The 11,735-nt window shown below is 59.2% G+C and carries 10 protein-coding genes; 5 read left to right on the top strand and 5 right to left on the bottom strand.

All coding sequences use genetic code 11. From position 1 onward, the window contains the following. Positions 1–48: 48 nt before the first annotated feature. Positions 49–555, bottom strand: a complete 507-nt coding sequence (locus LAP85_28445) for a hypothetical protein (GenBank protein ID MBZ5500343.1) — start codon at positions 553–555, stop codon at positions 49–51. A gap of 7 nt (positions 556–562) precedes the next feature. Then, positions 563–1,057: a hypothetical protein gene (locus LAP85_28450; GenBank protein MBZ5500344.1), complete on the bottom strand. Its 495-nt coding sequence runs from the start codon at positions 1,055–1,057 to the stop codon at positions 563–565. A gap of 520 nt (positions 1,058–1,577) precedes the next feature. On the opposite strand from LAP85_28450, the gene LAP85_28455 reads away from it, so the two are divergent. Then, positions 1,578–4,628: a prolyl oligopeptidase family serine peptidase gene (locus LAP85_28455; protein MBZ5500345.1), complete on the top strand. Its 3,051-nt coding sequence runs from the start codon at positions 1,578–1,580 to the stop codon at positions 4,626–4,628. A 114-nt stretch (positions 4,629–4,742) separates the two neighbouring features. On the opposite strand, the gene LAP85_28460 is transcribed toward LAP85_28455, so the two are convergent. Next, complete coding sequence (locus LAP85_28460; GenBank protein MBZ5500346.1) at positions 4,743–5,081, bottom strand: hypothetical protein; 339 nt, start codon at positions 5,079–5,081, stop codon at positions 4,743–4,745. Positions 5,082–5,163: 82 nt separating this feature from the next. Beyond that, positions 5,164–5,940 carry a class I SAM-dependent methyltransferase gene (locus LAP85_28465; protein ID MBZ5500347.1) on the bottom strand — a complete coding sequence of 259 codons (777 nt, stop codon included), beginning with the start codon at positions 5,938–5,940 and terminating at the stop codon, positions 5,164–5,166. 470 nt (positions 5,941–6,410) lie between these two features. Between LAP85_28465 and LAP85_28470 the strand changes: the two genes are divergently transcribed. The 4 genes from LAP85_28470 (at position 6,411) to LAP85_28485 (ending at position 11,129) form a co-directional block, all read left to right on the top strand. After that, positions 6,411–7,064, top strand: coding sequence for an ABATE domain-containing protein (locus LAP85_28470; protein ID MBZ5500348.1), 654 nt, complete (start codon positions 6,411–6,413; stop codon positions 7,062–7,064). Positions 7,065–7,101: 37 nt separating this feature from the next. Further along, complete coding sequence (locus LAP85_28475; GenBank protein ID MBZ5500349.1) at positions 7,102–8,145, top strand: hypothetical protein; 1,044 nt, start codon at positions 7,102–7,104, stop codon at positions 8,143–8,145. A gap of 126 nt (positions 8,146–8,271) precedes the next feature. After that, positions 8,272–9,654 carry a hypothetical protein gene (locus LAP85_28480; GenBank protein ID MBZ5500350.1) on the top strand — a complete coding sequence of 461 codons (1,383 nt, stop codon included), beginning with the start codon at positions 8,272–8,274 and terminating at the stop codon, positions 9,652–9,654. Between the two features lie 428 nt (positions 9,655–10,082). Beyond that, positions 10,083–11,129 (top strand): hypothetical protein, encoded by a 1,047-nt coding sequence (locus LAP85_28485; GenBank protein ID MBZ5500351.1) that lies wholly within the window; start codon positions 10,083–10,085, stop codon positions 11,127–11,129. Between the two features lie 414 nt (positions 11,130–11,543). Here the strand turns inward: LAP85_28485 and LAP85_28490 are convergent. Next, on the bottom strand, positions 11,544–11,735 hold a 192-nt coding region (locus LAP85_28490), incomplete at its 5' end, for a hypothetical protein (GenBank protein ID MBZ5500352.1).

Genomic DNA, 11,735 nt, shown 5'->3' on the forward strand with positions numbered 1-11,735 from the left:
AGGCAGAGAACAGGAGGGAGCAGCCTGTCTTCAATGCATATTGTCGTGTCAATGGGTACAAAACAGTGCGGCGAAAATGACCAGTGGCTGAGAGAAATAACGGCAGCCGCGGTCATGCTTAATCCTCGCTTGTTTTGGGCCTAGGGTGCTCCCGCCAACGGCCAGGATGACGCCTTCGCTGAGCGACTGCCGAATGAGACGAAACCGGCTCGCCCCAAGCGCCGCGCGAATACCCATCTCTCTTCTTCTGAGCGTTGATCGAGCGAGCAGGAGGTTGGCGATGTTGGCGCAGGCGATCAGCAGAACCAACCCCACGGCGATTTGCAAAACGAGCAAGGAGCGCCGAATCCCTCCTGACAATTCTTCCCGAAGCGGCACGATCCTGACCCGTGCACCCGTGTTGGTCTTTGGATATTCTTTCTCCAGTGCGCGAGCAATTGTGTCCATTTCGGCGGCGGCTCGGCCTTGTGTGACGCCTGCTTTCAGTCTCGCGACCGTGCCGAGCCGATGCGCGCCGTGGTTGCCGGCCTCACCCGGGCCGAGAGCCAGCGGCATCCATACATCATTCAACCGGCTTAGAAACTGAAAGGAAGGAGACATCACTCCGATTACTGCGTAGCTGTCGCCATTGAGCATGAGCGTTTTTCCGAGAACATCTGCCTTGCCGCCGAACCGCCGTTGCCAGAATGAGTGACTGATGACGGCTGCTTTCTGAGCACCGGGCTTGGTCTTCGTCGGTGGCGAAGAGCCGCCCCAACTCCGCCTGTGCGCCTAGAATGGGAAACAAGCTGGCCGATGTGAACATGCCAATCAATCGTTCCGGCTGTTCCACCCCCGTCAGTGTAAGGCCGATCAATTGATATGCCGCCATGCCTTCAAAGGCGTGGCTCTGTTCCTTCCAGGAAAGAAAATTGCCGGGAGAGACCATGCTCTTCTGGCTCTTCATGTCATCCCATAACACCCTGAGTTGATCCGGCTCCGGGTAAGGCAGGGAGCGCAAGAGGACGGTGTCTACCACGCTGAAGATCGCGGTATTCGCCCCGATGCCGAGCGCCAAGGTCATCACAGCCACCACTGTGAATCCGGGATTCTTCCAGAACATCCGAAGTCCGTAACGAATGTCTTGCCGGAGTGCGCCCATAATTACTTTCCTCCCTGAACCGAATTTTCAAACCTGGAATCGGTAACAATTTCAGAACTTAACACCCGAATGGCTCCAACATGCTCGCGATCCCGACACGGCGGCGGCAACGATGAAGGCTTTTGGAGTTAGTGCCATGATGTCCGAATTGGTTTCAGATTTCGATGGAATTCTCTTCACTCTTATATAGAATGAGCCGCCATGGTCCGAATGGGCATTTTGCGGCAGGCAAACTACTTGACATGACACGCTAACGATGATCCCGGAGCGCTGACCGGCGTGACTCAGCCCGATGTACGGCTTGGGCTGTGGCGGTAAACCAGGCTCCTGGCCCCCGGGCAACCGCTGGTTCTCTGAGCCCTGCCCCTTGCTCCGCGGTCCCGCAGTAACATCCGTGTTTGCCAGTTGGCCGGTGGCACACAAGAGGAGGCTATAGATGAATTTCCATGCCATGCGATCCCATAGGCGCTTCGGGGTGCCCGCGCTCGCCCTCGCGCTCCTTGTCATTTACGGCTCGGCGTTCGTGTTTACCTCGACACAGGCACAGAGCCCGGCCAAAAAGGTCCTGACGGTCGACGATTACAGCCGCTGGCGCAGCATCAGCGGCCAGGCGATCTCGGGCGACGGCAGGTGGGTGGCTTGCGTACTGTCGTATACCAACACGGTTCCGACCGACGCGAAACCGGTCCTGCACCTGCTGAATCTCGAGACGAACCAAGACGTCGAGATCGCTAACGCGACCGGGGGCACGTTCTCCGCCGACTCACATTGGATCGCCTACCAGGTCGATCCGAGCGGCGGTCGGGGTGGCCGTGGCGGCCGTGGCCGCGGCGCTGCGCCGGCTGGCGGCGGCGACGCACAAAGCGGAGCGCCGGGTGTCCAGGGGCGGGGTGCGAACGCGACTCCGCCGACGCCCCCGCAGCGCGTCGAGTTGCGCAACCTCGCGACCGGAGACATCCAGTCCTGGCAAGACATCGAGTCTTTCACGTTCTCCGCAAATTCGAGCCATCTGATTTTGCGGAGACGTCCGGCCGCGGCGGCGGGCGTGGGTGGCGCGGGCCGCGGCGCGGCGGTCAGCGGCGCCGGCGGTGGTGCCGCGGCAACCGAGACCGGTAGCGCGCCTTCCGGTCCACGCGGCGTCGACGTCATCCTGCACAACCTCACAACCGGCCGCCACCAACTCCTGGGCAGCGTCGGCGATATTGCCTTCAACAAGGCGGGCGATCTCCTCGCCTACACCGTGGACGCCGCCGCGAAAGACGGCAATGGCCTGTTCGTCCTCGATCTTCGCAACGGGCGCGTGAATGCGCTCGACACCGACGCGAAGAACTACAATCGGCTCGCGTGGAGCGAGGACGGCATGGCGCTCGCCGTGCTCAAGGGGCTCGATGTCGAGAAGATGCGCGAACGGGATAACGTGCTCCTCGCATTCCCGTCTGTTCAGGCATCACTCGGCGATGCGCCTCCGGCCCCGGTGACGCTCGATCCATCCAAGGTGGACGGGTTCCCGAAGGGATGGGTCGTGAGTGATCGCGCAGCCCTCTCGTGGAGCGATGACAAGAATCGCGTTTTCTTCGGCATCAAGGAGCAGGTCGCCGCCCCCGCCACGGGACCGCGCAAAAGCACCGATGAGGTCGCGGATGTGGACGTGTGGAACACGGTGGACGAACGCATCCAGTCGGTGCAGATGGCACGGGCCGAGACCGAGCGGAATTTCACTTACCGCCAGTCCTTCGACGTGTCCGCCGTGAAGTTCGTAAAGCTGGCGGACGCCACGATGCGCGACCTCGATGTCGCCATCGACGGCCGGTGGGCGGTCGGTCGCGACACGCGCGGGTACATCCACGACTACAAGCGGGCCGCGGCCGACATCTACCGCGTCAACACCACGACCGGCGAACGCACGTTGATGCTGAAAAATCAGATGATCAATACCTCGACCGGCAATCACACGTTCGGCATCTCCACCGACGGCCACTATTTCCTGTACTGGAAGGACAACAAGTACCAGGCCTATGACCTCGACGCAGGCACCACCCGGACGCTCGGCGGCGGCAGTTCCGTGAGTTTCGTCGACATGGAGTTCGACCACCCGGGCCCACGGCCTTCATACGGCATCGCGGGATACACCAATGACGGCAAGGCAGTCGTGGTCCAGCAACGGTACGACTTGTGGCTGCTCCCGCTCGACGGCTCGGCGCCGCGCAATCTCACGAACGGCGCGGGCGCCAAGAACGAGGTCCGCTTCCGGTACGTGCGGACGGAGCCGCCGGAGCCCAGCTCAGGCGCCCCGGGAGCCCCTGGCGGGGGCGGAAGAGGTGGCGGCGCCCCCCAGCGCTGGACGATCGACCTGTCGAAACCGATCACGCTGTCGGCCTACGGCGAATACACCAAGAAGGCGGGCTTTTACGAACTCGCGGCCGGACAACTGAAGGAACTTGTGTATGAGGACGCATCTTTCGGCAGCCCGACGAAAGCCGCAAAAGCGGACAAATTCCTCTTCACGCGCGAGACGTTCGCGGAATTTCCCGATCTTCGTGTCTCCGGTCCGGGCCTCAAGGAAGCGAAGAAGATTTCCGACGCCAACCCGCAGCAGGCGGAATACCTCTGGGGACACCGCATCCTCTTCGACTTCAAGAACAAGGACGGTTTGCGGCTGCAGGGCATCCTGGCTCTGCCCGACGACTACAAGCCGGGCGAAAAGCGGCCGATGCTTGTGACTTTCTATGAGAAGAATTCACAGAACCTGAACCGGTACTCCGCGCCTACGTACCTGTCGAGCATGGGATCGTCGCCGATCCAGGCTGTGAGCGAGGGATACATCACGATGCTGCCCGACATCCACTTCCGCACCGGCGCGTCGCACAGCGACATGCTCGAGTGCGTGGAGGCCGCCACGAGGAGAGTGATCGAGATGGGCTATGCCGATCCGAAGCGGATCGGCATCAACGGACACAGCTATGGCGGCGAAGGGGCCGCTTTTATCGGCACGCGGTCGCGGCTCTTCGCCGCCGTCGGCATGGGTGCGGGCGTCACCGACTTGTATTTCGACTTCAACACCAACTGGGGATGGTCCTACCAGGTGACGGGTGGGAGCGGCTCGAATCAGCCCGACTACTACCTCTACAACCAGGGGCGCGAGGGCGTGTCACCCTGGGACAATCCCGAAATGTACAATTTCGAGTCCGCCCTCACGCACGTGCCCGAAGTCACGGCGCCGTTTCTCATCATGCACGGCGCGGCGGACCCGACGGTGTCGTTCATGAACGGGCTCGTGTTCTACAACGCGATGCGCTACAACAACAAGAAGGCGATCCTGCTGGCATACCCGGGTGAAGGACACTCGCTCCGCGGACTTGCCAATCGCAAGGACTTGACGATCCGGTATTTCCAATTTTTCAACCACTACCTGAAGGGCGCACCGGCGCCCAGGTGGATGACAGAGGGAGTGCCGTTCCTGGAAAAGGATGCGAACCGGGACAAGTAACCCATCAGAAACAAGGGACGCTCACCTATTTTCCCATCTAAGTCACACAGCCCAGGTCGACCTGCAAACGCAAGATAGGAGGGTGTCCCAGTTTCCGATCTTCCTCAATTTCTCTTACGCCTTCCTCTTCATATGAAGGCCCAGCCAACCATCGCCCGCTCTGCCACGGAAAAGCACCACCAGGCACAGAATCGGAGTCAACACCATCAACACTGTGAAAGCAATGAGACCATCTTCCTCGGGATGAGGGTACTGGCCCACGAAGGCCCAGCAGGTGAATCCTAACAAAACGATATTGCAGATAACTGCCACGACCCTCAGAACACTGCTCGTGGACGACAGGTCATCAGTCTTCTTCTGTTCCTCCAAGGCTTTGCTCTTCACATGAAGGCCCAGCCAACCATCGCTCACCCCGCCATGGGAAATCACCACCGTGCTGAGAATCAGAGTCAACAGCAACCATAGTGTGAAAACAATGTAACTGGCTTCCTTTGCTCTTCGGATGTCATTGGCTACAAGCGGCCTGCCCCCCCGCTCAGCGGCGCGCAGCAGGCGCGTCTGGCTTCTGGAGTATCCAGATCATCACTGGGCTCCGGATCGCATCGAATGGGGAGCGATCGTAGCTTCCGTAGAGTTGGAGAACATCGAATCCGGCGTCTCGTGCCATCAACTCGAATTGATCCTTTTCGACCAGCACGAACTCCATCGGCCACAACTGCTTCGATCGCAGGTGGCCGTCATTGCCGAAGAATTCAAAAAACTGCAGGCGTGTAACGACCGGTCGCCCGCCCTGTTCAAAGCCCGAAACGACAAGTGTTCCATCCTTCGTCGGGAACCGCCCGACAATGCGCAACACGCCATCAACCTGGGTTCGACGTACGGCGGGATTGTGGAGCGTGCAAATGAAGCGTCCGCCCGCCGACAGGCACGCGAAAACGGCCGAGAGCGCCTGTCGCTGACGCTCCTCGCCGACGATCTCCATGAAAGACTGGAACGGCAGAATGGCAAGGTGGAACGATGCCGGAAGCCGAAGCTGACAGATGTCTGCACATTGCACGTCGGCGTGAAGACAACGTTCCTTCAACTTCCGAGATAAGACCTCCAGCATGCCCTCGGACGCGTCCACGCAGGTCAGTCGAACCCCCGCCTGGATTAACGGAAGAGAGAGCCGGCCGGTGCCCGAGGTGAGTTCGAGAACCGGAGCGTCCACGTTCACCGCTTCCGACAGGAAGAACGGAACATCGTAGTCGGCCGTCACATAGAGGTCGTAGATTTCGGCGACGCCGTCGTAGTTGATATGCAGATCATTCATGACTAGAGTTGTGCAACTCGAGTTATACAGGTCTAACTGGATAGGCCGCCAGGTGGCAACTGCTGATCCGGTTGAAACTGGGTAATCAACACGACAATTTCATCAAGAATCAACTGTTATGCGTGATCCGATTGGCGGCTGATGCAAGAGCATACACCCATACAAGGTGAAACCACAACACGGCTTGCCAGACAAACGCATGCCGAAAGATTTGAGAATTGGACCTAAAGAGTCAGCGTCCAGCTCTGGGGTGGTAGTCTTTTTGCGGGCCTCGTGGATCATGCGGTATCTCAACTCCTTGGTTCACTCGGACCTGCTATGGGCTAATCGGAGAACTGAATCGCGCCTCCAACCGGGACGTGTTGGACAGCCTCGTTGTTCTTTTGTTATCTAACCTTCTATCATGAAATAATAGGTTGCAACATGGCCGTTATCGTGATAACCTTCTATCGACCTTGAGGTAGTTATAGATGGCCATGACGCCGCTCAATCCTTCCCCAATCGATACGAAGCTCGTTGCGGGAGAACTGTGCCTCGATTTTGCCAACACGGCCGAATGGCATGCGAGCGCCACCCCGATTGAGCTCCTGAAGACCTACGGAGATCTCGTCACATGGAGCCGACGGGTGGGTCTGGTGGACGCGCCGGCCGCGGGGCGGTTGCTCCGGGAAGCCAGGAGACGTCCTGATGATGCCGCCGCCGTCTTGAAGCGTGCCATTACAGTCCGCGAAGCCATCTATGGACTCGTTCTGGCCTTCCTCCAGCTACGACCGCCCGCCGCATCCGTGCTCGAAGGCTTCAACCGAGAGCTAAGGACGGCATTCCAGCACGTGCAGGTCGTTCCCGGGCCTCAGGGTCTCACCTGGAACTGGGATTTCGGAAATCGGGACCTCGAAGCGATGCTTTGGCCGATTATACGCTCGGCGGCCGAGCTATTGACCTCGGAGCGGCAGGCGAGGATCGGCCAGTGTGCTGACGATCGGGGATGCGGCTGGCTGTTTCTGGACACCACGAAGAACCGCAGCAGGCGGTGGTGCGCGATGGAGGATTGTGGCAACCGCGCCAAGGCCCGCCGGCACTACCAGCGCAGCCGTGCGCCCGGGGCACGGAGCAGAAAGGCTTGATTTCAAGGTGTCAAGGGCCGGCAGAAAGAAGGATCCTATGACAGGAATCACAGAGAGATTGATGAACCTGATCGAGGAGCGAGGATGGAAAGGCAGGATCGTCCCGATCAGCCATCTGGATGATCTGAAACGAGAGATCCGCGATCGTTACGACTGCGGGCTTCTCAACGAGAAACTCTATCGTGACCAGCTGAGCTGGTTCTCATTCGAGCCGCCCGGAAACCTCCCGGATGCGCGCTCGATCATTGTTGTTGCCTTGCCGGTACCCCAGACGCGGACCATCTTCCACTGGCAGGGCGGCCGTTTCGCAGTGATCGTGCCGCCGACATATGCGGGTTATTCGGCAACCACCTTGCGTGTCCAGGCTGTCCTCGCCTCATGGATCGAGCAGGAGGGCTACAAAGTTGCATGCCCCCAGCTGCCGCTCAAGACCCTCGCTGCGTGGAGCGGTCTGGCGGAGTACGGGCGCAACAATATCTGTTACGTTGACGGCATGGGCAGCTTCCTTCAGCTTGTAGGCGTTTTCTCGGACTTGCCCTGCTCCGAGGATGCATGGCGCAAACCAAGGATGCTCCGGCGGTGCGATTCGTGTGTCGCCTGCCTGCGATCGTGCCCGAGCGGGGCCATAGCAAAAGACCGTTTCCTGCTCCATGCCGAAAACTGCCTCACCTATCACAACGAGGGAGCGGCTGAGTTTCCTGCCTGGGTCCATCCATCCTGGCACCACTGCCTGATCGGCTGCATGAAATGCCAGAACGTCTGCCCGGAGAACAAGGCCGTTTTGACTTGGTTCGATGATCGAGATGAATTCGCAGAGCACGAGACCGCGTGTTTCGTCGAACGCATGCCGTTTGATCAACTGCCAAGCGATACGGCGGCCAAACTGCGAAGCCTGCAGCTCAATGAAGATTACCGGATCCTCTGTCGAAACCTGTCGATACTCGTCGAGCGGGCGGCCGGAGGCAGCTGGGAGGGCGGGCCGTCCGCGGCATTGCCTGGTCGCGCCTTGCCACCTCCAGGCCGTCAGGCTCGTGCTCGAACAGCAACCCTCACTCCCAGAAATCCTGGAGGTCTGGGTTAACAACACTGTCCCAAAGTCCCGTCAATAACCCCTCGCAGGTTAGCAGACCAGAAACTCTGGAAGCAGCCGCTGTCGGGCGGTTGGACGCCACTGTATGACGCCCCGCTGAGCTTGTGGGGTATCCCGTTGAAGGCGAGCTGGGGAGCGGATGGCTGGATTCTGTTCTCCGGTATCGAGGTGAGGGGTGTGTTGCAGCGGATACGGGACAGCGGGGGAACGGCTGAGCGGCTTGTCCGGGCTGATATCAAGAAGGACGAGTGGTATCTGTACCAGCCTGAAATGCTGCCAGACGCGGAGCACATTCTATTCACGGCCGCACTCCCCGGGTTGCGGGTGGTGGTGCAATCTTTAAAAACCGGCGCGCGCCAAATGCTTGTCGAGGACGCGTATGCAGCTCACTATGTGCCGACAGGCCACCTGGTATACATGCAGGGGGAAAAGCTCATCGCGGTACCGTTTGATCCGAAGCGCCTGGTGATGACGGGGACGCCCGTGGTGATGGTCGAAGGCGTCAACGCGTGGGCCAGTCCGGCCGCCGGTGGTTATGCCATTTCGGAGAACGGGACCCTCGCATTCCTTCCTGCGGTTCCTGCGGATTATTTGCGAACATTCGTGTGGGTGGACCGGCAGCGCAAGGAAGAGCCGGTGGCGAATGTCCGCGGCTTTTTCCTCGGGGCGCAGTTGTCACCCAATGGCAAAAAACTGGCGACATGGGATAGTGACGATTTTCAGGTCAGTGTGCTGGACATCGAGCGTGGGGCGCTGACGCGCTTGACGACGGAAGGGCGGAACGCCTGGAACATCTGGAGCCCTGATGGCCGGCGACTGGTTTTCAACTCGGTTCGTACCGACTCGGCAGGCACGAGCCTGTTCTCGCAGGTCGAAGACGGCAGCGCCCCCGCCGAGCGGCTCACGACGACCGACCACATGCAGCAGCCGCGCAGCTTTTCGTCCGATGGCTCGACGCTCGTCTTCCAGGACCTCGATCCTGACACCGGATATGACATCTGGACCTTGCAAATGAAGAAGGGCGCGAAACCAAGCCCGCTACTGAGAACGCGATTCAACGAATACCAACCCAGTCTTTCGCCCGACGACCGCTGGCTGGCGTACGTCTCGAATGAGTCCGGGCGCGACGAAATCTGGGTCCGGTCGTTCCCAGCCATGGACCAGAGGGTGATGGTCTCGAACGGAGGAGGCGGAGAGCCGGCCTGGTCCCGCGATGGAAGCGAGCTCTTCTATCGCACCAGCAACAACCCGGCGGCAAGCTCCAGGCTGATGGCGGTAAACGTCAGCACGGCGCAAGGGTTCCGCGCGGACACGCCCAGGACACTGTTCGAGGGACCGTATGCCATTCATCCCTTGTTTGGCCAGTCCTATGACGTGTCCCAGAACGGGAAGCGATTCGTGATGATCAAGTTCGATCCCGTGAAATCTCCGAAAGAAATTCACGTCGTGCTCAACTGGTTCGAGGAACTCAAGCGTCTCTGCCCAACTGGGAAGAAGTAAACAAGCAAGGCACGACCGGTACAGCGGTGCTGGAGCTCATTTAGCCTACACTCCCAAGTCCCGATCGAGTTAACCACCCCTCACACGTCGTCCACCCCGACCAGGCTGATTACGGTGTGGCGGCGCCTTGAGGTGCGCAATTGACTCGAATACCTTTTCTCGGGAGCGTGCGTGTTTCGGGTGGTCGACTCAATCACGCAAGTGCTGCGGATTCAGATAGCCAGGGCTGAACCGACTTGACTATACTCGGGGCGAATATAGGTCATTCTGATTGCAGTGCGCGAATTGCAGGTGGAGAGGTTCTCCTTGATTGGCAAGAACGTCTCCCACTACCGTATCCACGAAGAGCCCAGTGCGGGCGGCAAGGCGAAGGGGAGGACAGGTGGACCCTCGATGATTTCCGGGCCTTACCTTGAAAGAAAGTGATTATGGGAATCCCCACAGATGTTCGCGATTGGCTTCTCCATCCGGACAATCCCCCGGTGCGGTATTTGACTTTGACAAATCTGCTCCACAAACCGCCGGGGTCAGCTGAAGTGCGGAAAACCAGGGCCAGGCTGATGGACTATTCCCCGACGCAGGAGATCCTGCGGCATGCAGACGAATTCGCGGGAGATGACAAGGATCGCGCCTACAGCAAATACAGCGGTAAGTACTGGCAGTTGATATTCCTCGGGCAGTTCCTTGCAGACGGCGAAGACCCACGAATCGCCGGATGGGCACAAGACATCCTGGAGAGGCGCGCCTGGGTAACTCAGGCGGGAGGTCAATGCCTGACAGCCAACATTCTTGCGGCGTTCATGCGGCTCGGCTACGGCAACCATCCTGTGGTGGCTCAGGAGACAGAAGACCTGGCGCAGCGCGCACTGGGTGATGGTGGTATCCGGTGCACCGCCATGGATTACAGCCTTTTGCCTCTCTGTCATATGGCGCAGCCAAAGCTCCTCCTGTGTTTCTCACTGGTTCCCCCTGAAAAGCGATCCCCGGCCGTCAACTCAACCATCCGTCTCCTCGTGACAAACCTGCTCGACAGGGAATTGTTCGTTTACGTACCCGGCCATCAGAGGGAATGGCAGGAGATCCTGATGCATCCGCCTAAGCGGGCCGAACTGGGAAAGGGCGAGACCGTGAAAAGCTGGATCGCAGGGGAACGGGAACGTTTCCTGAAATCGCGGGGAATTGGAAATCGCCGACCCAAACAGGGCTGGCTCAAGTTCGGCTTTCCTCTTCATTACAACTCCGACATCATGGAGGCAATGTATTCCCTGGCACTTCTCGGTGTGTCTATGTCTCCCCGGCTGAAGAAGCCGCTTCAAGTCATCCGTCAAAAGATGACAAAGGAAGGGACATGGATCCTGGAGAACTCCTTAAACGGCAAGATGCTCGCCGACGTCGAGGAAAAAGGCAAGCCCAGTAAGTGGCTGACCTGCTTTGGGCATCATGTTCTGTCGCATTTCGGTCCCAGACATTATTAGGTCAACTGAATCCAGGAGAGGCAAGTCGAAACCCCCCGCGCGCTTCCGACATGCTCGGAAGTAGCCACAGTTCAGTCACAGTTACCTCCCGCAGCCACGTCGTTAGCGGTCGTGCGGAGGTGACACAGGATTCAGCGTCCTGGCGTATGGCAAAAAAACCAAGCGGGCCGAAACACGCGGCATTTGATCAGTTAAAATCAGGAATGAATGGCAATTTCGGATGACGCTCCAGGGTGGAAAGCGACACAAATGCGGCGGCCGGGCGCGAGTCGCCGTAAACGCGTCGCTTCAAATCCGCATCAAAAGAGAAATCAGGTCAGGCAGCTTTCCGGTAATAGTACCGCAACGTGCCGCCCAATCGTTCCCGGCACGCGATTTCGCCGGTCGTTCCGCCCTCCTTTGGCTCCGGCGTAATCAGGCGGTTTCCGATCCCTTGATGGTTGCGCTCCGCATGATAATGGTCCAGGATGCATATTCCGACCCATCGTGGACACCCATTCCAATCGATCGTGGACAGTCATTCCGATTGATCGTGGACAGCGATTCCGACGCGATCGTGGACACTTTTTCCCGATGATTGGAATCGGTGTCCACGATCGTGGAATC

It is taken from the genome of Terriglobia bacterium (assembly GCA_020072565.1).
Classification (GTDB): domain Bacteria; phylum Acidobacteriota; class UBA6911; order UBA6911; family UBA6911; genus JAFNAG01.

Excerpts from the sequence above, each read along its gene's own strand:
- LAP85_28455 (MBZ5500345.1), top strand. The coding sequence starts at position 1,578 with ATGAATTTCCATGCCATGCGATCCCATAGGCGCTTCGGGGTGCCCGCG.
- LAP85_28465 (MBZ5500347.1), bottom strand. The coding sequence starts at position 5,940 with ATGAATGATCTGCATATCAACTACGACGGCGTCGCCGAAATCTACGAC.
- LAP85_28475 (MBZ5500349.1), top strand. The coding sequence starts at position 7,102 with ATGACAGGAATCACAGAGAGATTGATGAACCTGATCGAGGAGCGAGGA.
- LAP85_28470 (MBZ5500348.1), top strand. The coding sequence starts at position 6,411 with ATGGCCATGACGCCGCTCAATCCTTCCCCAATCGATACGAAGCTCGTT.
- LAP85_28485 (MBZ5500351.1), top strand. The coding sequence starts at position 10,083 with ATGGGAATCCCCACAGATGTTCGCGATTGGCTTCTCCATCCGGACAAT.
- LAP85_28445 (MBZ5500343.1), bottom strand. The coding sequence starts at position 555 with ATGCCGCTGGCTCTCGGCCCGGGTGAGGCCGGCAACCACGGCGCGCAT.